Source organism: Paractinoplanes rhizophilus, from assembly GCF_042664765.1.
Lineage (GTDB): Bacteria > Actinomycetota > Actinomycetes > Mycobacteriales > Micromonosporaceae > Actinoplanes > Actinoplanes rhizophilus.
The window spans coordinates 146,424-169,271 of sequence record NZ_JBHTBJ010000014.1 but is presented as its reverse complement, the minus strand read 5'-3'; the positions used below and the strand labels follow the sequence as shown (position 1 = coordinate 169,271).

Below are 22,848 nucleotides of genomic sequence, written 5' to 3'. Positions count from 1 at the left end.
CGCTTGTCCGGGCCGATGCCGCTTGTTCACGAGCGTGAAATCTGCCGGTCCACCTCGGCCAGGGTCTCGGCCCAGATCGGCGAACCGGGCGTGATCACGTCGAAATGGTCGCCCGGCCGCTCGAGCAGCGGCACGCCGGCGGCCGCCGCGAAGCGCCGGTTGATGTCGACCAGGTCGAGACCGTCGTCGCCGCCCTGCACCAGCAGCGCCGGCGAGATCAGCTTCCGGCACATCGGGTCGCTCGCCGCGTAGAGCTCGGGCACGTCTTCCGGCGTCCCGCCGAGCGCGGTGGTGATCGCGCCCTCGCCCAGGAAGCGCCGCTGCCCCTCGGTCAGGTCGAGCACCCCCGCCAGCGAGACGGCCAGCGCGATGTCCGGGTCGTCGGCGGCCAGGCGCAGCGCGAGCTGCCCGCCCGCCGAGTGGCCGAACAGCACGATCCGCGCGCCCGGATGCCGCTCCCGGGCCGCCGCGACCCCGGCCGCCACGTCGGCGGTGGTGGCCGCCCAGCCGTGCCGGTCGGGCCGGCGGTACTCGAGGTTCCAGCCCACCCAGCCCCGGCCGGCCAGGTCGATGGCCAGGGCGTCCATCAGGTCGGCCGCCCAGATCGACCGCCAGAACCCGCCGTGGATCAGCACCCCGACTGTGGATGGCGCCGCGAAATTGTCGGTCCCGGCTGCTTCACTTGCCCCCACCCAGTGCCGGGGCGGGGCCGAGCCGGCGACCCGCTCGTCGGCCCACTGCTCGGGATGATCGCCGTAAGCGATGCGCGCGGCCGGGTGCCGCAGCCGGTGCACCGCGTGCCGGATGGCCCAGGCCAGCCCCCACACCCCGCGCCCGTGCAGGTGCCGCGGCCCGTGCACCGAGGCGGCCACGGTCAGGTCGTAGCCGATCACGTTGTCGAACGCCATCGGCGCCGGATCCGCCGGCACCACCACGGCCGGCCCGTCGTGCCCGGCGACCTCCGCGCCGACCCGCAGGCCCACGCCGAGCTCGGCCGCGGTGGTCTCGGCGAGCGACACGAGCAGGTCCCGGTCGGCGACCAGATCGGGTCCGAGCACCAGCAGAACGTCCACGGCGAAGCTCCTATCGGGAAAGCAGGGGCAGGACGGCCGAGCCGAGCAACTCGACCCCGCGATCATCGGTCAGCCCGTGGGGTGTGCCGAACTCGACCCGCCGGACGCCGGCGTCGATCAGCGCCTGGGCCTGCGCGGCCACCTGCGCGGGGGTGCCGGAGAAGGCGAACCGGTCGAGCACCTCGTCGGGGATGAGCCGGCCGGCCGCCTCGTGCGCGCCGCGGCCGACCAGCCGGGTCACCGCCGCGACCAGCCCGTCCGGCAGCGTCACCGTCGGGTCCAGGCCGGCGACCACGGCCAGGTACATGACGACCTCGGTGCGCGCCTTCGCCCGGGCGGCCTCGCCGTCGGTGTCGACGACGGTCACCGCACCGAGCACGATCCCGACGTCGTCGTTGCCGACCCGCGAGCGGATCACCGGGACCATGTCGGGGTTCGCGCTGCCGCCGACCTTGATCTCGTCGGCGACCCGGCCGGCCAGGGCGGCGCCCCGCGGCCCCCAGGCGCCGATCAGCAGCGGCGGGTCCGGCCGGTACCGGTCGTAGCGCAGCGTGGTGCCCGGCGCGAGGGCGAACATGCGTCCCGCGTACCCGTCGGAATCGCCGCGCAGCAGGCGCCGGACCACCTCGACCGCCTCGGTCAGCGCGACCAGCGGCCGCGGCTGCGGCAGGCCGACCGCGCCGAGCCAGGTGCCCCGGGCCAGGCCGAGATAGGCGCGGCCGCGCGAGGCGAGATCAAGTGCGGCGACCTGGCCGGCGATCTCATAGGGAGCCATCGAGTACGGGTTGAGGCAGGCCGGTCCGAGCCGCACGCGGCCGGTCGCCGCCGCCATCTCCAGCAGCGGGAAGATCGGCGGCTGGTACATCAGGTCGCCGAACACCGACAGCACGTCGAAACCCGCGTCCTCGGCCGCGCGGGCCAGCCGGGCGTAGGTGCCGGCCGGCTTGTCGCTCTGCAGACCCAGCCCGATCTCCGTACGCATCAGGTCAGGTCCGCCGAGTTCATCCGCCGCTTGCCGGTGCGGGTGACCCGCATGACCAGGCGCTCGCCCGGGTCGGGGCAGATGAAGTCGGAGTCCTGGGCGAGCCAGTCCCCGGAGGCGAGCTCGCGCTGCTTGGCCGCCAGGAACGGCAGCACCGAGGCGAGCGCGTACACGCAGAAATGCTTCCCCTCGGGAATGGTCAGGTGCGCGCTCTCGGTCAGGTCGAAGTAGTCGCCGACCGCCATGCCGCAGACCGATCGTCCCTCGATCCGGTCGACGCAGACCCGCAGGTCGTAGATCTCCATGTCGCCGTCCTGATCGCTCATGATGCCTCCTCGTCGAGCCGCACGATGACCTTGCCGGTGGTGCGCCGGGCGGCCAGGTCGGCCAGCGCGGCGGGTGCTTCTTCCAGCGGGACGACGCGGGTGACCGGTGGCCGCACCGCGCCGGTGGCGCACAAGCGGAACAGCTCGTGGTACGCCTCGCGCACCGCGTCCGGCCGCGCCCACGGGTAGCGCGACCCCCAGGAGACGCCGATCAGGTCGGCGTTGCGGGCGATCAGCCGGGCCGGGTCGACCGGGGGCGGCGGCCCGGCGGCCATGCCCACGCTGACCAGCCGCCCCTCGAAGGCCAGGCAGTCCAGCGAACGGCCGAGCAGGTCCCCGCCGACCGGGTCGATCACCACGTCGACCTCGGTCGCGGCCTTCTCGAACTCGTCGTAGCCGGCCGCGACGGCGGCGCCGTGCGCCCGGCAGACGTCGAGCTTCGCCGGGCCGCCGGCGGTGGCGATCACCCGGGCGCCGCGGGCGACCGCGAGCTGGATGACCGCGATCCCGACCCCGCCGGCCCCAGCGTGCACGAGCACCGTCTCGCCCGCCGAGAGCCGGGCCCGCTCCAGCGCGAACCACGCCGTCTGATAGGTGACCGGCAGCGCCGCCGCGGTCACCGGGTCCACGTCCGGCGGTCGCGGCACGACCAGGCCGGCGGCGATGTCGACGGTCTCGCCGAGCGCGCCGTGCGGCAGCGCCGGGCAGGCCACCACCTCCTGGCCGATCTGCTGCTCGGCGCCCGGTCCGGCCGCCACCACCCGCCCGGCCGTCTCCACGCCCGGCGTCATCGGGAAGTCCGGCCGGACCGGATACTCCCCACGGCACAGCATCACGTCGAGGAAGTTGAGCCCGGTGGCGCGCACGGCGATCCGGACGCTGCCGGGCGACACTTCGGAAGAGTCCGATCGGTGGGCGACGCTGAGCACGTCGGTCGGCTCGCCGAACGACGTCGCGACCAGCCGGCGGGTCATCGCCGCACCAGTTCCGAGTGGTGGTGCACGATGCGCCAGCGCCCGTCGACGCGGCGCAGCACGTCGGTCACCCGGCTGTGCTGCTCGGGCCCGGCGTCGTCCTCCCGGGCGACCAGCAGGTAGCGGGCCACCCCGAACTCGCCCCACACGTCGATCCGCTTCTCGGTCGCCGCCAGTACCACCAGTCTCGGCCGCTGCCCGGCCGAGTCCCGGGTCGTGCGGTACTCGTCGAGCTCGCGCCGGGTGCGCAGCGGCCCGGGCAGGTGGGTCTCCCAGGTGGTGACGTCCTCGTGCAGGTGCTCGTCGAACCGGTCCGTGTCGCCGGCCAGGAACGCCTGGTACATGTCGTCGATGCCGGCGGCGATGGCGGCCGCTCCCGCCTCGGCGAAGCTCACTCCGACCCCCGCACGACCGAACCGCCCTTCATCACGAACCGCACGTCCCGGAACGCCGACGCGTCGTCCAGCGGGTCGCCGTCCATCGCGATCAGGTCCGCGTACTTGCCCTCCTCGACCGTGCCCAGGTCGGCCGAGGCGCCGAGCCAGTCGATCGGCCCGCGGGTGGCCGCGTGCAGCGCCCGGGCCGGACCCAGCGCGGAGGCGAGATTCTCCAGCTCCCGTACGGTCGCGTTGGTCCCCTCGAACGACCAGAACGGCGGCATGTCGCTGCCGAGCAGGATCTCCACCCCGGCCTCGACCGCCATCGCGAAGCTCTCCAGGTGCCGCGGGCCCGCGCCGAGCGAGCGGCACTGCATCCACTCCGGCACCCCGAGCTCGTCGAAGAACTCCTTGCACCGGGTGACCAGCAGGGTCGGCACCAGCGCGGCGCCGCGCGCCGCCATGGCCCGCGCGACCTCGGGCGTCAGCAGGTAGCCGTGCTCGACGCAGTCCAGGCCGAGCGCCACCGCCGCCCCGATCACCTCGGCCGGGCCGGCGTGCGCGGTGACCTTGCGGCCCCACGCGTGCGCGGTCTCGATCACCGCGGCCATCTCGTCGGCGAACAGCTGCGGGGTCGCGATGCCCTCGTGCTCACCGGCGATCCCACCCGAGATCATCACCTTGATCAGGTCGGCGCCGGCCTTGATCTGGCTGCGCACGCCGTGCCGGAACCCGACCGGGCCGTCGCATTCGAGGGTGTCGCCGCTCTCGTGGCCGTGCCCGCCGGTGCAGACCAGCGCCCGCCCGGCGGTGAACATGCGCGGCCCGGGCACCCGGCCGGCCTCGATCGCCCGGCGCAGCGCGAAGTCGGCGTGATCCTTCTCGGCGACGTTGCGGACCGTGGTGACGCCGCAGTCGAGCGTGCGGCGGGCGCCGTCGGCCATGTAGAGCGCCAGGTCGTGCGGGCCGAGCTCCTTGACCCGGTCGCCGCCCTTGCCGGGCAGCGACAGCGAGAAGTGGGTGTGCATGTTGGCCAGGCCGGGGGTCACGAACGCGCCGTCGAGGTCGCGCTCGACGACCGGTCCGGCCTTGCGCGCCGCGGCGGCCACCGATGCGTACGGTCCGACGGCCGCGATCCGGTCGCCGGTGACCCAGACCCCGGCGTCCTTCTGCGGCGGCATTCCGTCGAGCACCCGCGCGTCCAGCACGGTGCAGTTGGCGAGCAGCTGGCTCATACGATCACTCCGTACGCTTCCCGGGCCGCCTCCGCGGAGACGTACCCCTCCTCGACGTCGTGGCGGACCGCGGCCGGATCGCGGCCGGCCGGGTCGCCGTGCCCGCCGCCGCCGGCGGTCAGCAGCGTCACCCGGTCGCCGGCCCGGACCGGCGTGCGCTTCGTGCTGACCCGCCGCTCGCGGTCGGTGCCGGGGAAGACGACGACCCGGTTGGGCTCGGGCCGGTGGCCGCCGTCCAGCGCCCACGGCGCGCTTCTGGTCTTCTTGATGACTGACAGGAATTCGCCGTCGGTCACGAACCGGATGTCCCGGCGCAGCCCGCACCCGCCGCGATGGCGGCCGGCGCCGCCGGAGTCGGTGCGGATCTCCACCCGCTCGAAGAACATGCCGGTCCGGGCCTCGAGCACCTCGACCGGGGTGTTGCGGGCCTGGGTCTGGCACAAGTGATTGGCCGGGCCGATGCCGTCGTGGTCGGGCGTGCCGCCCCAGCCCACCGGGTCGTTGTTGCTGACCGCGAACATCCGGCCGGTGTCCGGGTGGACGCCGACCATCATGAAGCCGGGCACGTCCCCGCCGCTGCTGGCCGGCAGAAGCGAAGGCATGCCCTGCGCGAGCGCTTTGTAGATCAGCTCCAGCGCGACGGTGCCGGTCCACTGGGTGAAGGTCGCGGCCGGGTAGACGGCGTGGAACAGCGTGCCCGGCTCGGCGAGCACCCGCAGCGGCGCGAAATGGCCGGCGTTGGTCTGCTCGTCCGGTGTGGTTATCGCCTTGAAAGCCACCCGGCAGGTCGCGATGGTCGCGCCCAACGGCAGATTCACCGGCCCGGGTACGGCGTCCGACGAGCCGGCGAAGTCGACGGTGAACGTGCCGTCGGCGATGGTCACCGTGGCCCGCATCCGGATCGGCTCCGCGCTGACCCCGTCGTCGTCGAGCCAGTCCTCGGCGGTCCAGGAGCCCTGCGGCAGTCCCGCCACCGCCTCGGCCGCCGAGGCCTCGGCCGCCGCGACAAAGCGGTCGACGGCGACGTCCACCACCGATGGCGAATACACCGCGAAGAGCTCAGCGACTCGCCGCTCGCCGGTGCGCAGGGCGGCGATCTGGGCGTGCAGGTCGCCGAGCACCAGGTCGGGCATCCGCGAGTTGAAGCGGATCAGCTCGTGCACGTCGTGGACCGGCTCGCCGCCGGCGTAAATGCGAGTGCCCGGGAAGATCAGGCCCTCCTGGTGCATGTCGGTCGAGTCGAGGACGTAGCCCGGATCCTTGGCCCCGAGATCCATCCAGTGGGCCCGGATGCAGAGGTAGGCCACCAGCTCCTCGGCGACGTACACCGGGGCGAACATCGTCGCGTCATAGGAGTGCGCCGCATTCCAGTAGGGGTAGTTGAGCAGCACCACGTCACCCGGCGAAAGCTCGCCCACGTATTCGACCCCGCGCCGGATCGAGTAGTCGTTGGCCCCGAGGAACCGGGAGAGCCCGGTCGACTCGGCGACCAGCCGCAGCGACCGGTCGTAGATGGAGATGCCGAAGTCGTGCACCTCGTAGATGACCGGGTTGAACGCGGTGCGCACCAGCGCGGCCCGCATCTCCTCGGCCGCCGACGCCAGGTGACACCGGATGACCTCCACCACAGCACCGTCAGCCATCGATGTCTACCCCGTAGATGTCGCGGGCGGCCGCGGGGGACACGTATCCCTCGGCCACGTCGCGCCGGACGGCGGCGGGATCGCGGTCGGCCGGCGAACCGTGGCCGCCACCGCCGGCGGTGCGGATGGTGATCCGGTCGCCGGGGACGACGTCCGTGCGCTTGGTGCTGACCCGGTGCTCGCGGTCGGTGCCGGGGAAGACGACGATCTGGTTCGGCTCGGGGCGCCGGCCGCCGTCGAGCGCCCACGGGCGGGTCTTGGTCTTCTTGATGACGGTGAGGAACTCGCCCGGCGTCACGAACTTGATGTCCCGCCGCAGGCCGCAGCCGCCACGGCGGGCGCCGGCCCCGCCGGAGTCGGTGCGGATCTCCACCCGCTCCATGAACATCCCGGTGCGGGCCTCCATCACCTCGATCGGCGTGCCCCGCCCGGTCGCGCCGGAGACGTGGGTGGCCGCGTCCATCCCGTCGTGCTCGGCGGTGCCGCCCCAGCCGACCAGGTCGTTGTTGCTGACCGCGAACATCTGGCCGGTGTCCGGGTGGATGCCGACCATCATGAAGCCGGGCACGTCGCCGCCGCTGGAGGCGGGCAGCCGGTCGGGCATGCCCTGGGCGAGCGCCTTGAGGATCAGCTCGAACGCCACGATCCCGGTCCACAGCGTGAACGTCGGCTGCGGATAGACCGCGTGGAACAGCGTGCCCGGCTCGGCCCGCACCTCGAGCGGCGCGACGGTGCCGGCGTTGGAGGGCTCGTCCGGCGAGGTCAGCGACTTGAGGATGACCTTGCAGATCGCCTCGGTGGCGCCGAACGGCATGTTGATCGGCCCGCGGGTGGCCGGCGACGAGCCGGCGAAGTCGACGACGAACTTCTCGTCGGCGACGGTCACGGTGACCTTCATGAGCACCGGCTCGTCGGTGATGCCGTCGTCGTCGACGTAGTCCTCCGCGCTCCATGTGCCCTGCGGCAGGGCGGCGAGAGCCTGACGCGTACGGGCCTCCCCGTCGGCGATGATGTGCTCGATCGCGGCGAGCACGGTCTCCCGGCCGAACTTCGCGTAGATCTCGAGCAGCCGCCGCTCGCCCGTCCGCAGCGCCGCGATCTGGGCGTGCAGGTCGCCGAGCACCGCGTCGGGCATCCGCGAGTTGAAGCGGATGAGCTCGTGGATGTCCGTCACCGGCTCGCCGCGCGACACCACTTTGGTGCCCGGGAAGATCAGGCCCTCCTGGTGCACGTCGGTGGAGTCGAGCACGTAGCCGGGATCCTTGGCGCCCAGGTCCATCCAGTGCGCCCGGATGCAGAGGAACCCGATCAGGTCGGCGCCGTCGAAGACCGGCGCGAACAGGGTCGCGTCGTAGGCGTGGGCCGCGTTCCAGTACGGGTAGTTGAGCAGCACCACGTCCCCGGGGTGCAGGTTCTCCACCCCCACGTACTCGACGCCCTTGCGTAGCGAGTAGTCGTTCGCGCCGAGGAACACGGTGAGCCCGGTGGCCTCGGCGACCGGCCGCATGTGCGCGTCGTAGACCGACAGGCCGAAGTCGTGCACCTCGTAGATGACCGGGTTGAACGACGTACGGATCAGCGTGGCCCGCATCTCCTCGGCGGCCGACAGCAGATAGCTGCGCACCACCTCCACCCGGGCGCCGTCCAATGTGGTCATGCCCGCACCCCCAGGGTGATGAGCAGGTAGCCGTGGGCGTCGACGGTCACCCGCTGGCCGCTCGGCACGACAGTCGTCGACGTGCCCTCGTCCACCAGCGCCGGCCCGTCGAAGGCGTCGCCGGCCCGCAGCGAGTCCCGGTCGTAGACCGCGAACGGCACGATGGCCCGCGTGCCGAAGTCGTACGCGTCGCGGTGGGCCCGCGGCTCCGCCGCACTTTCGCCGGCCGGGAGCACCGGGAGCGCGGGGCGCGACGTGTGCCCGATGCCGCGCACCCGCAGGTTGAGGATCTGCAGCGGATTCTTCATCGTGTGGCCGTAGCGTGCATGATGCAGCTCGTCGAACGCCCGCCGCACCACCGCGGCGTCCAGCGTGGACCCCACGGTCACCATCAGGCTGTGCTCCTGTCCCAGGTAGCGCAGCTCGAACTGCCGCTCCAGCACCCCTTCCCCGGCCGGCACGCCCTGCGCCGTCAGTGACGCGACCGCCTCGGCCTCGGTCTCCTTGAACAGCGGCTCCAGGGCGGCCAGATCGGCGTCGTCGAGCGTGGTCATCACCGTCCGGCTGAAGTCGTTGACGATGTCGGCCGAGAGCATGCCCCACGCCGAGAAGCCGGACGGCGCGAACGGCACCAGCACCTCGCCGATGCCCATCTCCCGGGCCAGCAGCGGCGCGAGCAGCGGGCCGGCCCCGCCGAAGGCCAGCAGCGAGAAGACCCGCGGGTCGTGTCCACGTTCGACGGTGATCTGCCGGACCGCGCCGACCGTCCGGGCCAGCAGCACGTCGAAGATGCCGGCCGCGGCCTCGGGAACGCTCAGCCCGAGCGGTTCGGCCAGCTGGGCCCGGATGGCGTCGCGGGCGGCCTCATCGGCCAGGCCCATCGTGCCGCCCAGGAACCGGTGCGGGTCGACGAAGCCGAGCACCACCGCGGCGTCGGTCACGGTCGGCCGGGTGCCGCCGCGGCCGTAGCAGACCGGGCCGGGCACGGCGCCCGCGCTCTGCGGCCCCACCTTCAGCAACCCCCGGTCCAGCCAGGCGATCGAACCGCCGCCGGCGCCGATGGTGCGGATGTCGTACGTCGGGATCAGCAGCGGGAAATGCTCGAGCTGGGCCTCGTACGCGGCGACCGCGCTGCCCTTCTCGATGACGCAGGCGTCCAGCGAGGTGCCGCCGATGTCGAACGTCAGCAGGTTGTCCCGGCCCAGCTCCCCGGCCAGGTACGCGGCGCCGACGATGCCGCCGGCCGGCCCGGAGAGCACGGTGTGCGTGGGCGACGTCTTCGCCACCGCCCCGGTCATCGAGCCGCCGCCCGAGCGCATGATCAGGAACCGCCCGGCGAAGCCGCCCGCGGCCAGCCCGGCCTCCAGCTCGTCCACGTACCGCTCGAAGATCGGCCGGATGTACGCCTCCAGCACGGTGGTGCTGGTCCGCTCGTACTCCCGGTATTCCCGCACGATGTCGGTGGAGAGCGACAGGCTCACGTCCGGGTACGCCGCCCGGATGATCCGGGCCGCCTCCCGCTCGTGCGTGGGGTCGAGGAACGAGTGCAGGAAGCAGATCGCAATCGAGGTGACCCCCTGCACCTCGACGAGTTCGCGCGCCGCCGCCCGGACCGAACCGGGGTCGAGCTCCTCGACGACGTTGCCCTTGTAGTCGAGCCGGCCGGTGACGCCGGCGGTGAACCGGCGCTGCACCAGGCTTTCCGGGCGCTGGTAGCGGAAGTCGTACATGTGGTCGGCGGGCACGTTGCCCCGGCCGATCAGGAAGATGTCGCGGAAGCCCTCGTTGGTGATGATGCCGGTGTTGCCGCCCCGCCGTTCCAGCACCGCGTTCAGGCCGAGCGTGGTGCCGTGGATGAACAGCTCCACTTCGGACAGGTCGGTGCCGAGCGCGGCGATCGCGTTGAGCACGCCCTCGGCCGGGTGGGCCGGCGTGGTGGAGGCCTTGCGGAAGCGCACCTCGCCGGTCCGGGTGTCGAGTTCCATGGCGTCGACGAAGGTGCCGCCGATGTCGACGGCCAGCCGCACGGGACGGTCAGTCATGGGTGGCGCTCTTTCCGATCAGGGCGGGAATCTCCGGGACGCGCCAGCAGGCGGCCCGGCTCTCGCCGTACGGCTGAAGGGTCTGCTCCTGAGAGCGGCAGGCATCGGTGACGAACGGGCAGCGGGCGGCCAGCGCGCAACCGGCGGCCGCGTCCGCCTCGTCGAGATCCTTGACCAGCGTGACGTCCGCGGTCCGGGCCCCGCCGAGCCGGGGCGCGCTGCCCAGCAGCGCCCGCGTGTAGGGATGCCTCGGGTGGTCGAAGACCTCGCCGACCGGCCCCTCCTCGACCACCCGGCCGAGGTAGAGCACGACCACCCGGTCGGCGAAGCCGCGCACGGTCGCGAGGTCGTGCGAGATGAAGACCGAGCCGTGCCCGGCATCGTTGGCGACATCGGCGATGACGTCGAGGATCTGCGCCTGCACGGTGACGTCGAGCGCGCTGGTGGGCTCGTCGAAGACGATCAGGTCGGGCTCGCCGACCAGCGCCCGGGCGATGCCGATCCGCTGCGCCTGCCCGCCGGACAGCTCGTGCGGCAGCCGGTCGAGGATCGAGCGGTCGAGCTCCATCCGGTCGAGCGCCCGTTCCACCCGCTGCGCGCGCTGCGTCGTGGAGACCTTGGCGGCGCGCAACGGCTCCGCGATCGAGTCCTTGATCGTACGGCGGGGGCTGAGCGACCCGATCGGATCCTGGAACACCATCTGCGCCCGGGTCCGTTCGGCCCGGCTGAGCCTCCGCACGTCCTTGCCGCCGACCGCCACCGTCCCCTGCGTCGGCTCGACGAGGCCCATGATGAGCTTCGCGAGGGTGCTCTTGCCGCATCCGCTCTCGCCCACCACGCCGAGCGTCTCGCCTTTGCTCAGCTCGAGGCTGACCCCGCGCAGCGCGTGATGCCCACCCGACCCGAACCGGCTGCGGTAGACGACGTGCGCATCCTCGACCCGCAGGACCACTTCGTCCGCACGCTTTGCTCTGCTTACTGGGGAGGCGCTTTCGTCCGCCCGCAGGACCACCTCGTCCGCACGCTTTGCTCTGCCTACTGGGGAGGCGCTTTCCGGCGCTCCCGCGGGGAAACCGCCTTCCCCGGCGCCCGCGGGTAAGCAGAGCAAAGGGTCGTGCTGCGGGTGGTAGCAGGCGAGCGACCAGCCGTCGGCCATCGCCTTCACCGGCGGGCGGGTGGTGCGGCACTCGCCGGTGGCGTGGGCGCAGCGCGGGGCGAACGGGCAATCGTGCGGGGGGTCCGTCAGCAGCGGCATGCCACCGGCGGTCGCCGTCACCTTGCCGCCGCCGACGTCCGGGACCGACCGCAGCAGCGCCCGGGTGTAGGGGTGGGCCGGGTCGCGCAGGACCTTCGCGGCCGGGCCCGACTCGACGACCGTGCCGGCGTAGAGCACCACCACGCGATCGCAGACCTCGGCGATCGAGGCGAGGTCGTGCGAGATCAGCAGGACGCCGCGGCCGTCGGTGTCGGCGGCGTGCCGGAACTGGCGCAGGATCTCGCGGCTCAGCGTCACGTCCAGACCGGTGGTCGGCTCGTCCGCGATGAGCAGGCCGGGCGCGCACCCGGTGGCCAGCGAGATCATCACCCGCTGGGCCATCCCGCCGGACAGCTCGTGCGGGTACGCCCGCAACCGCTGCCCGGGGTTGCGGATGCCCACCGCGGCGAAGAGGTCCTTCGCCGCGGTGGCCGCCTGCTCGGCCCCCATCTGCTGGTGCGTCACGAGCCGGTCGATCAACTGCCGGCCGGCCGTACGCGTCGGGCTGAGCGCACCGCGCGGGTTCTGGAAGCAGATCGCCGCCCCGCGCCCGCGATGCGCAGCGAGCGCGGCGTCGTCCATCCGCAGCACGTCGGCGCCGTCGAAGCCGACCCGGCCGCTCGCCCGCGAACCCGGCGGCAGCATGCCGACGATGGCGCGAGCCACCATGCTCTTGCCGCCGCCGCTCTCGCCGACCAGGCCGACCACCTCGCCCGGGGCGACCGCGAAGCTGACGTTGCTGAGCGCCGCGACCTGCCGGCCGGGCCGGCGGATCACCACCGAGAGGTCCGAGATGTCGAGCATGGTCACCGCCTCCTCGCGTCCGCGCGTTCCTGCAGGCCCTCGCCGAGCAGGCTGAAGCCGAGGACGCAGACGAGCAGGGCCAGGCCGGGTGGCACCGAGGTCCACCAGCGGCCGGCGACGACGTCCGACGTGCCGAGGCTGATCATCGAGCCCCACTCGGCGGTCGGCACCGTGATGCCCAGGCCGAGGAAGGACAGGCCGGCCAGGGTGAGCATGGCCCAGCCGCAGTTCAGCGGGGCGATCACCCGGACCGGGGTGAGGCTGTTGGGCAGCAGGTGCCGCCAGAGGATGCCGACGGTGGAGGCGCCCGAGGTCTTGGCCGCGTCGATGTAGGGCATCTCGCGCAGCGTGCGCACCTCGGCGCGCACCAATCTCGCGTACGCCGGCGCGTTGACCAGCGCGATCGTGATGACGAGATTGCCGAACCCGTCGCCCAGCAGCGCCGCCACCGCGAGCGCCAGGATGAACGTGGGGAACGCCTGGAAGATGTCGACGATTCGCATCAGCACGTCGTCGATCCAGCCGCCCAGGTAGCCGGCGAGCAGGCCGAGGATCGTGCCGGCCACGACGGCCAGGGCGACCGCGCAGACCGCGATGCCCAGGTCGATCCGGCCCGCGTGCAGCACCCGGCTCCACACGTCCATGCCGTTGGCGTCGGTGCCGAGCAGGTGCTCGCCGCCGGGTCGGGCCAGCGTGCCGGACGGGTCGATCTCGGTCGGCCCCCACGTCGACAGCAGCGGGGCGAAGACGGCGGCGAGCGCGGCGACCACGAGGATCGTCGTGCCGACGACGATCAGCGCCCGCGCGAACCGGCCGTCCCGGCCGCCGACGGTGATGGGGGCGAGCTGGACCTCGGCCATCAGATCCTCACTCTCGGGTCGAGCATCGCGTGCACCACGTCGGCGACCAGGAAGACGAGCACGTAGCAGAGCGCGAAGACCAGCACCGACGCCTGCACGACCGGGTAGTCGCGGTAGAGCAGCCCGCGCAGCGCCCACTGGCCGAAGCCCTGCCAGGAGAAGACGTACTCGACCAGGACGGTCGAGCCGATCGCCGTGCCGAAGACCAGCGCGGCCAGCGACGGCAGCCGGACCAGGGCGGCCCGGCGCAGGTAGCCGCGCAGCAGGGTGCGCTCCGGGAGGCCGTGCGCGGACGCCGCCGCGTACGCCTCGGATCGGAGCACCTCCAGGGCCGACGCCCGGACGCTGCGCAGCAGCGGCGCCAGTACCCCGATGACCAGCGTGAGTACCGGCAATACGAGATGGGCGGCCGCCGACGCAAAAGCCGGGCCGTTGGCCGTGAGGATCGCGTCGACCAGGTCGGCGCCGGTGATCGGCGTGAGATCGGTGTCCGGGTCGACCCGGCCGCTCGGCGCCGGGAACCAGCCCAGCACCGCGTAGCCGACCAGGATCAGCACCAGGCCCAGCCAGAACTCCGGGATCGAGTTGCCGACCAGCGCGAACACCCGCACCGTGTGGTCACCGGCCCGGTCGGCCCGGCGCGCCGACCAGAGGCCCAGCCAAATCGCCAAAAGCACGGCGATCGTCACCGCGATGACCACCAGCTCGAAGGTGGGCCCGATGCGCAGCGCCATCTCGTCGCGCACCGGGGCGCCGCTCTGGATCGACGTGCCGAAGTCGCCGGTGACCAGCCCGCGCAGGTAGTCGAGGAACTGCTTGCCCAGCGACTGGTCCAGGCCGAACCGCTCGCGCGCCGCCTGCGCGTCCGCCTCGGTGGCGTTGGGCCCGAGGATGCTGCGGATCGGGTCGCCCGGCAGCACCCGCACCAGCAGGAAGGTCAGCACGACCACGCCGAGCAGGACCGGGACCAGCTGGAGCAGCCGGCGACCGACGAAGCGGAGGACACGCACGGAATCGAACCTCTCAGGCCGTCGCGCTCAGGTAGCGCAGACGGGCCAGGCCGTCCATCGGCTGCACCCAGCCCGAGACGTTCTCGCGGACCGGCAGGTTGAAGTTCGGCTGGCAGATGATCGCCCACGGCACGTCGGCGGCGAGGATCTCCTGCACCCGCGCCCAGAGCTGCTTGCGGGCGGCGTCGTCCACGGTGGTGTGCGACTTGGTGTAGATGTCCTCGATCTCGGGGTTGGTGTAGTTCGAGTAGTTGAGCGCGGCGCCCTTGACGAAGCTCGTCGCCAGCATGTACTCGACGTCGTTCACCCAGAGCTGCCCGGTGGTGATCTGCAGCGGGATGCTCTTCTTGGTGCGCCGCTCGCCCAGCGTGGCCGGGTCGAGCGGGGCCAGCTTGAGCGTGATGCCGGCCTTGGCCGCCTCCGACTGCACCTGGACGGCGATCTTCTGCTGCTCGTCGTTGCCGGCCTCGAAGACCAGCTCGGAGGAGACGCTGGGCTTGCCCGCCGCGGCCAGTGCGGCTTTCGCTTTGTCGAGGTCATACGTGTACGGGTAACCGGCCTCGGAATAGCCGGGCATGTCCAGCGGGACGATGCTCTTGGTGGGCCGCGCGTCCCCGCCGTACACGTTCTTGATGATCTGCTCGTAGGGCACCGCGTAGGCGAGAGCCTTACGCACGTTCACGTCGTCGAACGGCGCGGTGGTCACCGACATCTGGATCGCCACCTGGTCGTTGCTCGCGGCCGAGAGCACCTTGATGCCGTCGGCCTTCTTCAGGTCCTGCAAGTCCTGGCCGGTGATGCCGAGCGCGATGTCGATGTCGCCGGCCTGCAGCTGCAGGCGCTGGTTCGCGGCCGCCGGGACCACCGAGATCCGGATCGTCGGGGTCTTGGCCGGGTCGGGACCGGGATACCCGGTGTTGGCGCTGAGCTCGATCTCCTGGCCCTGGGTGGCCTTCGCGACGTTGAAGTAGCCGCCGGTCGGCGCGTTCTTGGCGAACCACTCCTTGGCCCACGGGTCGGCGGCGGTGGCGTGCTTCTTGGCCTCGACCGAGTCGAAGACGTACAGCGAGATGGCCTGGATCTGCCGGGTCAGCGCGCTCGGGAACTCCTGGTGGAACTCGACGGTGTAGTCGTCCTTGACCACCACCTGCTCGGGCTTGGTCAGCCCGATCGTGCGGTAGATGCCGGCCACGTTGGCGGCCGCCGCGAACGCCCGGTCCTTCGACCACTTCACGTCGTCGGCCTTCATCTCGTTGCCGCTCGCGAACTTGACGCCCTTGCGCAGCTTGAGCGTCCAGACCTGCTGCGAGGCGTCCGGCTCGAACGACTCGGCGAACGTCGGCGTGATGTTCTGGGTGTCCAGGATCTGGCTGTCGCCGGCCGTGGTGACCCCGTAATCGATCATGTACGGGTACACGTTCTTGAACATCATCAACGCGGTCAGGTCGAACCCGACGAAGTCCTGGTCCCAGCTCGAGAGGTAGCTGGAGACCGCGATGCGCAGCGTGCTCGCGGCCGGCCCCGCGGAGGCGCCGGACTTCGGGCCGGACTTGCTGCCGGCCGCGCAGGCGCCGGTGGTGAGCAGAAGCGCCACGCTGCCGCCGAGCTGCAGCAGGCCGCGGCGGGAGATGCGGCTGGTATCGAATGGCACAGAGCGATCCATCGGATGGTCCTCCTGGAGCCGATCGGCTGACGGCCCGCCGAGCGGACCTGATCGACGTTCTACCGGATAACGTGAGAGTGAACAAGACTTCCGCGCTTGTTCACCGGCGGATGCCTACTTTCGCCGCGCGGTCTAGCCCGAACGACCGATGACCTGCGCGAAAAGAGTTCACACGCGTTCACACCCCGACCCGCGAGTCTGTTCACGGCTTCGCTTCGCGGACCACCCGGCGGCGCGTGGTACGCAGCGCCTACCGTATGACCGTGACGACTGAACGGCCCGGCGATCAGGGAATGGTGCGGTGGGCGCCCCCGGGCACGGGCGAAACCGCGACGACCGTCTACGACGGCACGTTCCACGAGCCGGCCGGTGGGATGACCGAGTTCCTGCTGGTCTACAAGTTCGGGCTGGCGGAGATCAACACCAAGGTCACCATCCTGGCGGAGGAGCTGGCGCACAAGGGCCGCGGCAACCCGATCGAGCACGTCCTGCCCCGCCTGAAGACGCCCGCCAGCATCACCGCCAAGGCCCGGCGCATCGACTGCCCGCTCACCTTCGAGGACCTGCGGTCCCGGATCCGCGACATCGCCGGCATCCGCATCGTGTGCAGCTTCGTCTCGGACGTCTACACGGTCGCCGAGATGCTCACCCGCCAGCCCGACGTGCACCTGGTGGCGACCAAGGACTACATCGCCGACCCCAAGGAGAACGGCTACCGCAGCCTGCACCTGATCGTCGAGATCCCGGTCTTCCTCTCCGACCGGGTCGTGCCGGTCCCGGTCGAGGTGCAGCTGCGCACGGTCGCGATGGACTTCTGGGCCAGCCTCGAACACAAGATCTACTACAAGTACGACCCGGACATCCCGGCCGAGCTCCGTTCCGAGCTCTCCGCGGCGGCCGACGACGCGGCCCGGCTGGACCAGCGCATGGAACGCCTGCACCGCGAGATCCACGGCCCCCGCCGGTAGCCGGGCAGGTCGTCACCCTCGTTCCCCGCCTACCTCGTTTCCCCCCGCCGCCTTTCCCCTGCCGCAGCGCGTCCTCACCCCGCACGCTGCCGCCGCGGCGCCGGGGCGGCGCCTAGCAGAACCGCGGCAGGTGGTGGGCCCATTGACGGCGCCAGGACGGCCAGTCGTGCGGGACGTCGAAACCCCACAGGTCCAGCTCGTGGCCTATGCCGGCGGCCGCCAGCAGCTGCTCCATCCGGCGGGTCGACTCCAGGGAGCCGGTGGTGTCCTCCCACTGGCCCTGGCCGCACACGAGCAGCACGGACAGGCGGGAGCGGAGCCACTCCAGGTGGTCGCCGTGCAGGTTCGCCACGTACGCGGCCGGATTGTTGAAGTACAACGCGTCGCCCTGCTCGCCCCAGCCGCGCCAGGTGGTCGGGTCGTAGTTGCCGGAGAAGCAGAGCGCCAGCGGGAACAGGTCGGCCCGCTTGAACGCGAAGTTGAGGGCGTGGAACGCGCCCAGCGAGCACCCGGCCGTGGCGATCTCGGCGTCCGGGCCGGTGCCGTCGCGGATGTGCGGGACGACGGCGTCGAGGATCCAGGACTCGTACGCCCCGTGCCGCCGCGCCCGTTCCTCCAGCGGCAGGCCGCCGGCCGACCAGGTGCCGCCGTCGAACGAGTCGACGCAGTACAGCTTGACCCGGCCGGCGTCGATCAGGCCCTCGACCGCCGCCACCATGCCGCGGTCGGCGAACTCGGTGGCGTAGCCGCCCTCGGACGGGAACACCAGCACCGGCCGGCCGTAGTGCCCGTAGGCGGCCACCGTGCCCCGGATGCCGGCCGGCGTGTGCAGGTCCGCCGTGTAGAACCGCATGCCGACATCGTCCCTTAATTTCCGGCGCTCTCGTAGCGGGCCAGCCCCCGCTTGAAGACGAGGACGGCCACGCCCAGGCAGTAGGCGGCCGTCACCGGCGTCAGCAGGCCCACCCACGTGGCGGATCCGGTGTCCAGCAGGTAGGCGATCGGGAAGAAGCTGATGAACGCGAACGGCAGCGCCAGCCCGAGCACGGCCTTGAGCGCGAACGGGTAGATGGACAGCGGGAAGCGGGCCAGGTCGCCCACCTGGTGCAGGGCGAAGGCGAACATCGGGCTGGGGCTGGACAGCCAGAAGCAGGCCGAGTTGGTGGCCAGGTTGATCGCGACCTTGATGACCACCGAGCTGATCAGCAGCAGCACGCCGAGCGCGGCGAGCCACGGCGTCCACGCGATGTCCGAGTGGGCCAGCCCGGCGCCGATCATCAGGCCGCCGGTGACGATGTTGCTGAGCCCGTTGATGCCGACCGCGGCGCTGCTCGACTGCAGCGCCACCGGGTACGGCCGGACCAGGAAGTAGTCCAGCTCGCCGCGGTTGATCTGCCAGGCCAGGCTCCACATGCCGTCGAAGAACAGCGAGCCGACGCCCTCGGCCAGCGCCACCGCGCCGAACATCGTCACCACCGACCAGAACGTCCAGCCGTTGATCGCCGGCACCTTCGCGAACAGCGCCGACAGGAAGACGATGTTGATCACCTGCATCAGCACGGTGGCGGCGGCCAGGATCAGGAAATCGGCCTCGTACTCCAGCAGCGACCGGAAGTGGGCGCCCAGCAACCGCCGGTAGAGCCGCAACGTGCGCACGTCAGCCTCCGTTCACGGTCAGCCGGCGCACTGCCTGGCGCCAGATCAGCCGGGCGCCGAACCACAGCACGAGCACCCAGGCCAGCTGCACAAGAACAAGGACCAGGCCATCGCGTACGCCGACGCGGCCCAGGAAAATCAGCGCCGGTGTCGAGGTGAGCCCCGCGAACGGGGACCACTGCGCCGCGGTGGCCAGCCAATGCGGCAGGTACACGAGCGGGATCAGCGCGCCGGACAGCAGGTTGATGACGGCCAGTCGCGCCCATTGGACACCCATGTAGTTCTGGGTCCAGAAACAGGCCAATGTCGACACGTACACGAGCAGGAATTTCAGCGGCACGAGCAGGAGCATGCTGGTCGCGAAGAGCGCCAGCGCCGGCCCGGCCGGGACGTCGACGCCCCCGGTCAGCGCGAGCGTCCCGCCCACCACCACGACGATCAGCAGCAGCTCGATCCAGAGCCCGCCGAGCGACTCGGCCAGCCGGGCCTTCTGATAGTCGACCGGCTTGACCAGGTCGAGCGCCACGTTGCCGTCGAGGATCCGGAACGCCATCCGGAAGTCGCCGAGGATCGAGACCAGGGTGCCGGCCGCGAACGCGACCAGCAGGTAGGCGCGCATCTGCGGCCAGGTGAAGCCGTTGACCGGCGCCTCGGCGAGGATCGCGTGCCAGACCGCCAGCAACGCGACCAGCTGGACCAGGACGGTGCCGATGCCGAGCACGAAGCTGAGCCGGTAGGTGAGGGCGGCCCGCGCGGTGGCCCGGGCCAGGGCCCGGTAGCCCCTCACCGGGGCGCGCCGGTGTCGTCGAGCACCAGGTCGCCCGAGTACACCCGGCGGATCACGTCCTCGATGCTCGGCTCGTCGACCCGGAAGTCGACCAGCTCGGTCAGCCCGGCCAGCACGGTCACCGCCTGGCCGGCCGTCATCGCGAAGCGGTCGAACCGTACGGCGTACCGCAACGGGGTGTCCTCGACCGTGACCTCCGCGCCGGGCAGCGAGTCCCGCAGGGTTTCCAGCGGCACCGGCCGCGCCGTCTCGACATGCAGGATGCGCTCGCGGGCGAAGCGGTCCTTCACCGACTCCAGGTCGCCGTCGAAGATGATCCGGCCCCGGTCGATGATCACCAGCCGGCGGCAGAAGCCCTCGATGTCGGCGAGGTCGTGGCTGGTCAGCATGACCGTGGTGCCCTCGTCGCGCAGGCCGCGGAAGAACTCGCGGACCCGGTCCTTGACGGCCAGGTCGAGCCCGATGGTCGGCTCGTCCAGGTAGACCACCCGGGGGCCGTGCACCAGCGCGGCGGCCAGGTCGGCGCGCATCCGCTGGCCGAGCGACAGCTTGCGGCCCATGATCGGCAGGATCTCGCCGAGCTCGAGGACCTCGTCGAAGCGGGCCAGCCGTTTCCGGTACGTGCCGGCGTCCACGCCGTAGATGTCGCGCAGCACGGCCAGCGACTCGGCGACCGGCAGGTCCCACCAGAGCTGGGTGCGCTGCCCGAACAGCACCCCGATCCGGTACGCCACGGTGGTGCGGTCGCGCTGCGGGTGCAGGCCGTCGATGCGCACCTCGCCGGCGGTCGGCACCAGGATGCCGCTGAGCAGCTTCACCGTGGTCGACTTGCCGGCGCCGTTGGGCCCGACGTACGCCACCGCCTCGCCCGCCTCGATGGACAGGTCGACGTGGTCGACCGCGACCTTGTCGGTGTAGCGGCGGGCGAACAGGTGCTTGACCGAGCCGGCCAGGCCCGAGCCCTTGTCCGGGCGGCGGAACACCTTGGTGAGGCCCTGCGCCTCGACGATCGGCATGCTCGATCCCCCGTACGGATGCCTGGCGTTGACCGCCATCACCCTGACAAAACCGGTCGCGCCCGGCAATCGAATTACCTCGGGGTCACTGCGGGGCGAAGGCCGGCAGGCCGTCGATGCTGTGCCCGTTGCGGGTCCGCCGGTACTCCGCCAGATCCTCGTCGGACTTGCGGTCGGCCCAGCGCTCGAGCAGGTCGCGGTCGCCCTCGTAGGTCATCAGCGGGACCTGGTAGCCGCAGGAGTCGCTGATCCGCTCGACGTCCACCTCGACGATCGCGCGCAACCCGCGGGCCGGCTCGAGGTCGAAGGCGGCCAGCAGGCCGTCGAAGTCGTCGTCGCCGGGCAGCACGGCCCGGCCCCGGCCGTGCAGCCGGACGATCTTCGGCGGCCCGTGGAAGGCGCAGGCCATCACCGTGATCCGGCCGTTGTCCCGCAGGTGCGCGATGGTCTCCGCGCCGCTGCCGGTGTAGTCCAGGTAGGCGACCCGGCGCTCGTCCAGGACGGCCAGGCAGCCGCTGCCACCCTTGGGCGAGACGTTGACGTGGCCGCCGGCGCCGCTGGGCGCGGTGGCCACGAAGAACACCGGCTGCTCGAGGAGGAACGCGCGCAGCCGGCCGTCGATCGAGTCGTAGATCTTCCCCATGCCTTCAGAGTGTCACGAGCGGCTGCCACCGGCGGAGCGGGGCACCGTAAGGTCGGCAGGCATGAAGATCGTGGTGCTGGACGACTATCAGCGGGTGGCTCGCCGGTACGCCTCCTTCGACTCGCTCGGCGACGTCGAGGTGCTGCACTCCGCCCCCGCCGACCTGGCGGCCGCCCTGCGGGGCGCCGAGGTGGTCGTGGCGATGCGGGAGCGAACCCCGTTCCGCGACTTTTCCGGCTTTCCCGACCTGCGGCTGCTGGTCACCACCGGCATGGCCAACGCCGCGATCGACCTCGCGGCGGCCCGGGCGGCCGGCGTCACCGTCTGCGGCACCATCGGCTCGGGGCACAGCACCGCCGAGCTGACCTGGGCGCTGATCCTGGCGTGCCGCCGCCACCTGGTCGCCGAGGACCGCGCCCTGCGCGAGGGCCGCTGGCAGACCACCGTCGGGTTCGACCTGGCCGGCAGCACCCTCGGCGTGCTCGGCCTGGGCCGGTTGGGCGGCAAGGTGGCGCGGATCGGCCGGGCCTTCGACATGCGGGTGCTCGCCTGGAGCCAGCACCTGACCGCGGCCCTGGCCGAGGCAGCCGGCGCGACCCTGGTCACCAAGGACGAGCTGCTCGCCTCCGCCGACGTCGTCACCATCCACCTGAAGCTCAGCGACCGCACCCGCGGCCTGATCGGCGCGCCCGAACTGGCCGCGATGAAGCCGTCCGCCGTCCTGATCAACACGTCCCGCGGCCCGATCGTCGACGAGGCCGCGCTGGCCACCGCGCTGACCGCCGGCACCATCGGCGGCGCCGGCCTCGACGTGTACGACACCGAGCCGCTCCCGCTGGGCAACCCGTTGCGCGGCGCCCCGAACACGGTGCTGACCCCGCATCTGGGCTACGTCACCGATGCGACCTACCGCGGCTGGTACGAGCAGATCGTCGAGGACATCGCCGCCTGGCAGGCCGGCGCCCCGCTGCGGGTCCTGACCTGACGGCTGCGCGTCTTCCAGCCGAGTCCGTGATTCAAAGCGCCGCGAACTGCTGGATGATGACGTGAGCCAGTCGAGTGGAGGGAACGAGCCGAATGTGCACAGTCGACGCCACCCTGACCCGCCGAGCCGCCCTCTTCGGCGGCGCGGCCGTCGTCGCCTCCGCGGCGATCGCCACGCCCGCCGAGGCGAGCGGGCACGGCCTGCGCGATCTCACGTATCCCCTGGGCCCGGACTTCCCGGCGTTCTCCCCCGGTGAGGAAGCGGTCCGCCGCACCGTCACCACCATCGAGGACGACGGCTACTACATGCAGGAATGGCGGATCATCGAGCACACCGGCACGCACGTCGACGCGCCCGCGCACTTCACCGCGGGCGGGCGGGTGTCGACCGAGCTGCGGCCGTCCGAGCTGATCCTCCCGGCCGTCGTCATCGACATCGCGGGTCGCGCCGCCCGCGACCCGGACACCGTGGTGACCGTCGGCGACCTGACGGCGTTCGAGCGTCGCTACGGCCGCATCCCGGACGGCGCCGCCGTGCTCATGCATTCCGGCTGGGGCGCCAAGGTCGGTGACGTGGACGCGTACCGGGGCACCGACGCCGCCGGCACCCTGCACTTCCCCGGCTTCGGCGTCGACGCCTGCGAGTGGCTGCTGCGCAAGCGCCGGATCCGCAGCCTCGGGGTCGACACGCTGAGCATCGACCCCGGCGTCTCGGAGGCCTTCGAGACCCACCTGGCGCTGACCGGGGCCGACCGCTACGGCCTGGAAAACCTCGCCAACCTGGGCCGGATCCCGCGGCACGGCGCCCGGATCTTCGTGGGGCTGATCCCGTACGAGGGCGGCTCGGGCGGCCAGGCCCGGGTGCTCGCGATCTGGTAGCCGGAAACGGGACG

General features: G+C 72.0%; 21 protein-coding genes. 3 read left to right on the top strand and 18 right to left on the bottom strand.

The annotated features are described in order from the left end of the window. Nucleotides 1-26: 26 nt before the first annotated feature. Genes ACFQS1_RS20725 through ACFQS1_RS20665 form a run of 13 tightly spaced genes read right to left on the bottom strand, consistent with a single transcriptional unit; the run spans nucleotide 27 to nucleotide 15,889 of the window. Nucleotides 27-1,073: an alpha/beta hydrolase gene (locus ACFQS1_RS20725; protein ID WP_378970730.1), complete on the bottom strand. Its 1,047-nt coding sequence runs from the start codon at nucleotides 1,071-1,073 to the stop codon at nucleotides 27-29. A 10-nt stretch (nucleotides 1,074-1,083) separates the two neighbouring features. Then, nucleotides 1,084-2,055 (bottom strand): LLM class flavin-dependent oxidoreductase, encoded by a 972-nt coding sequence (locus tag ACFQS1_RS20720; RefSeq protein WP_378970728.1) that lies wholly within the window; start codon nucleotides 2,053-2,055, stop codon nucleotides 1,084-1,086. Further along, nucleotides 2,055-2,381: a TIGR04076 family protein gene (locus ACFQS1_RS20715; RefSeq protein ID WP_378970726.1), complete on the bottom strand. Its 327-nt coding sequence runs from the start codon at nucleotides 2,379-2,381 to the stop codon at nucleotides 2,055-2,057. Before ACFQS1_RS20715 ends, ACFQS1_RS20720 begins: the two co-directional genes overlap by 1 nt. Next, nucleotides 2,378-3,355: an NADPH:quinone oxidoreductase family protein gene (locus ACFQS1_RS20710; RefSeq protein ID WP_378970724.1), complete on the bottom strand. Its 978-nt coding sequence runs from the start codon at nucleotides 3,353-3,355 to the stop codon at nucleotides 2,378-2,380. The genes ACFQS1_RS20715 and ACFQS1_RS20710 overlap by 4 nt, the downstream gene beginning before the upstream one ends. Further along, on the bottom strand, nucleotides 3,352-3,750 hold the full coding sequence (locus tag ACFQS1_RS20705) for a nuclear transport factor 2 family protein (RefSeq protein ID WP_378970722.1): 399 nt from the start codon (nucleotides 3,748-3,750) through the stop codon (nucleotides 3,352-3,354). The genes ACFQS1_RS20710 and ACFQS1_RS20705 overlap by 4 nt, the downstream gene beginning before the upstream one ends. Then, entirely contained in the window at nucleotides 3,747-4,967 is a 1,221-nt protein-coding gene (locus ACFQS1_RS20700) for an amidohydrolase family protein (RefSeq protein WP_378970720.1), read from the bottom strand. Before ACFQS1_RS20700 ends, ACFQS1_RS20705 begins: the two co-directional genes overlap by 4 nt. Next, nucleotides 4,964-6,610 carry a hydantoinase B/oxoprolinase family protein gene (locus ACFQS1_RS20695; RefSeq protein WP_378970718.1) on the bottom strand — a complete coding sequence of 549 codons (1,647 nt, stop codon included), beginning with the start codon at nucleotides 6,608-6,610 and terminating at the stop codon, nucleotides 4,964-4,966. The genes ACFQS1_RS20700 and ACFQS1_RS20695 overlap by 4 nt, the downstream gene beginning before the upstream one ends. Continuing rightward, the gene (locus ACFQS1_RS20690) at nucleotides 6,603-8,267 is read right to left on the bottom strand and encodes a hydantoinase B/oxoprolinase family protein (protein ID WP_378970716.1); all 1,665 of its coding nucleotides are present in this window, start codon (nucleotides 8,265-8,267) and stop codon (nucleotides 6,603-6,605) included. Before ACFQS1_RS20690 ends, ACFQS1_RS20695 begins: the two co-directional genes overlap by 8 nt. Beyond that, complete coding sequence (locus ACFQS1_RS20685; RefSeq protein WP_378970714.1) at nucleotides 8,264-10,309, bottom strand: hydantoinase/oxoprolinase family protein; 2,046 nt, start codon at nucleotides 10,307-10,309, stop codon at nucleotides 8,264-8,266. Before ACFQS1_RS20685 ends, ACFQS1_RS20690 begins: the two co-directional genes overlap by 4 nt. Further along, nucleotides 10,302-12,368, bottom strand: a complete 2,067-nt coding sequence (locus tag ACFQS1_RS20680; protein WP_378970712.1) for a dipeptide ABC transporter ATP-binding protein — start codon at nucleotides 12,366-12,368, stop codon at nucleotides 10,302-10,304. Before ACFQS1_RS20680 ends, ACFQS1_RS20685 begins: the two co-directional genes overlap by 8 nt. Before the next feature lie 2 nt (nucleotides 12,369-12,370). Further along, nucleotides 12,371-13,228, bottom strand: a complete 858-nt coding sequence (locus ACFQS1_RS20675) for an ABC transporter permease (RefSeq protein WP_378970710.1) — start codon at nucleotides 13,226-13,228, stop codon at nucleotides 12,371-12,373. Further along, nucleotides 13,228-14,238 carry an ABC transporter permease gene (locus ACFQS1_RS20670; RefSeq protein ID WP_378970707.1) on the bottom strand — a complete coding sequence of 337 codons (1,011 nt, stop codon included), beginning with the start codon at nucleotides 14,236-14,238 and terminating at the stop codon, nucleotides 13,228-13,230. Before ACFQS1_RS20670 ends, ACFQS1_RS20675 begins: the two co-directional genes overlap by 1 nt. 13 nt (nucleotides 14,239-14,251) lie before the next feature. Beyond that, nucleotides 14,252-15,889: an ABC transporter substrate-binding protein gene (locus tag ACFQS1_RS20665; protein WP_378970705.1), complete on the bottom strand. Its 1,638-nt coding sequence runs from the start codon at nucleotides 15,887-15,889 to the stop codon at nucleotides 14,252-14,254. A 269-nt stretch (nucleotides 15,890-16,158) separates the two neighbouring features. On the opposite strand from ACFQS1_RS20665, the gene ACFQS1_RS20660 reads away from it, so the two are divergent. Further along, nucleotides 16,159-16,869, top strand: a complete 711-nt coding sequence (locus ACFQS1_RS20660) for a GTP pyrophosphokinase (protein WP_378970703.1) — start codon at nucleotides 16,159-16,161, stop codon at nucleotides 16,867-16,869. Between the two features lie 112 nt (nucleotides 16,870-16,981). Here the strand turns inward: ACFQS1_RS20660 and ACFQS1_RS20655 are convergent, their stop codons facing one another. From ACFQS1_RS20655 to ACFQS1_RS20635, 5 genes are all read right to left on the bottom strand, one after another. Beyond that, a complete protein-coding gene (locus ACFQS1_RS20655; protein ID WP_378970700.1) occupies nucleotides 16,982-17,722 on the bottom strand; it encodes an esterase family protein in 741 nt (246 codons plus the stop codon). 14 nt (nucleotides 17,723-17,736) lie between these two features. Next, nucleotides 17,737-18,525: an ABC transporter permease gene (locus ACFQS1_RS20650; RefSeq protein ID WP_378970698.1), complete on the bottom strand. Its 789-nt coding sequence runs from the start codon at nucleotides 18,523-18,525 to the stop codon at nucleotides 17,737-17,739. 1 nt (nucleotide 18,526) lies between these two features. After that, nucleotides 18,527-19,312 carry an ABC transporter permease gene (locus ACFQS1_RS20645; protein ID WP_378970696.1) on the bottom strand — a complete coding sequence of 262 codons (786 nt, stop codon included), beginning with the start codon at nucleotides 19,310-19,312 and terminating at the stop codon, nucleotides 18,527-18,529. Continuing rightward, the gene (locus ACFQS1_RS20640) at nucleotides 19,309-20,328 is read right to left on the bottom strand and encodes an ABC transporter ATP-binding protein (RefSeq protein WP_378970694.1); all 1,020 of its coding nucleotides are present in this window, start codon (nucleotides 20,326-20,328) and stop codon (nucleotides 19,309-19,311) included. The genes ACFQS1_RS20645 and ACFQS1_RS20640 overlap by 4 nt, the downstream gene beginning before the upstream one ends. An 85-nt stretch (nucleotides 20,329-20,413) precedes the next feature. Then, entirely contained in the window at nucleotides 20,414-20,971 is a 558-nt protein-coding gene (locus tag ACFQS1_RS20635; protein WP_378970691.1) for a pyridoxamine 5'-phosphate oxidase family protein, read from the bottom strand. Nucleotides 20,972-21,032: 61 nt separating this feature from the next. On the opposite strand from ACFQS1_RS20635, the gene ACFQS1_RS20630 reads away from it, so the two are divergent. Both ACFQS1_RS20630 and ACFQS1_RS20625 read left to right on the top strand, forming a co-directional pair. Continuing rightward, on the top strand, nucleotides 21,033-21,956 hold the full coding sequence (locus tag ACFQS1_RS20630) for a D-2-hydroxyacid dehydrogenase family protein (protein ID WP_378970689.1): 924 nt from the start codon (nucleotides 21,033-21,035) through the stop codon (nucleotides 21,954-21,956). A gap of 92 nt (nucleotides 21,957-22,048) precedes the next feature. After that, nucleotides 22,049-22,834 (top strand): cyclase family protein, encoded by a 786-nt coding sequence (locus ACFQS1_RS20625; RefSeq protein ID WP_378970687.1) that lies wholly within the window; start codon nucleotides 22,049-22,051, stop codon nucleotides 22,832-22,834. The last annotated feature ends 14 nt before the right edge of the window (nucleotides 22,835-22,848 follow it).

Excerpts from the sequence above, each read along its gene's own strand:
- ACFQS1_RS20700 (WP_378970720.1), bottom strand. The coding sequence starts at position 4,967 with ATGAGCCAGCTGCTCGCCAACTGCACCGTGCTGGACGCGCGGGTGCTC.
- ACFQS1_RS20690 (WP_378970716.1), bottom strand. The coding sequence starts at position 8,267 with ATGACCACATTGGACGGCGCCCGGGTGGAGGTGGTGCGCAGCTATCTG.
- ACFQS1_RS20675 (WP_378970710.1), bottom strand. The coding sequence starts at position 13,228 with ATGGCCGAGGTCCAGCTCGCCCCCATCACCGTCGGCGGCCGGGACGGC.
- ACFQS1_RS20630 (WP_378970689.1), top strand. The coding sequence starts at position 21,033 with ATGAAGATCGTGGTGCTGGACGACTATCAGCGGGTGGCTCGCCGGTAC.
- ACFQS1_RS20660 (WP_378970703.1), top strand. The coding sequence starts at position 16,159 with ATGACCGTGACGACTGAACGGCCCGGCGATCAGGGAATGGTGCGGTGG.
- ACFQS1_RS20720 (WP_378970728.1), bottom strand. The coding sequence starts at position 2,055 with ATGCGTACGGAGATCGGGCTGGGTCTGCAGAGCGACAAGCCGGCCGGC.
- ACFQS1_RS20715 (WP_378970726.1), bottom strand. The coding sequence starts at position 2,381 with ATGAGCGATCAGGACGGCGACATGGAGATCTACGACCTGCGGGTCTGC.
- ACFQS1_RS20710 (WP_378970724.1), bottom strand. The coding sequence starts at position 3,355 with ATGACCCGCCGGCTGGTCGCGACGTCGTTCGGCGAGCCGACCGACGTG.
- ACFQS1_RS20625 (WP_378970687.1), top strand. The coding sequence starts at position 22,049 with ATGTGCACAGTCGACGCCACCCTGACCCGCCGAGCCGCCCTCTTCGGC.
- ACFQS1_RS20655 (WP_378970700.1), bottom strand. The coding sequence starts at position 17,722 with ATGCGGTTCTACACGGCGGACCTGCACACGCCGGCCGGCATCCGGGGC.
- ACFQS1_RS20685 (WP_378970714.1), bottom strand. The coding sequence starts at position 10,309 with ATGACTGACCGTCCCGTGCGGCTGGCCGTCGACATCGGCGGCACCTTC.
- ACFQS1_RS20635 (WP_378970691.1), bottom strand. The coding sequence starts at position 20,971 with ATGGGGAAGATCTACGACTCGATCGACGGCCGGCTGCGCGCGTTCCTC.
- ACFQS1_RS20640 (WP_378970694.1), bottom strand. The coding sequence starts at position 20,328 with ATGCCGATCGTCGAGGCGCAGGGCCTCACCAAGGTGTTCCGCCGCCCG.
- ACFQS1_RS20680 (WP_378970712.1), bottom strand. The coding sequence starts at position 12,368 with ATGCTCGACATCTCGGACCTCTCGGTGGTGATCCGCCGGCCCGGCCGG.
- ACFQS1_RS20695 (WP_378970718.1), bottom strand. The coding sequence starts at position 6,610 with ATGGCTGACGGTGCTGTGGTGGAGGTCATCCGGTGTCACCTGGCGTCG.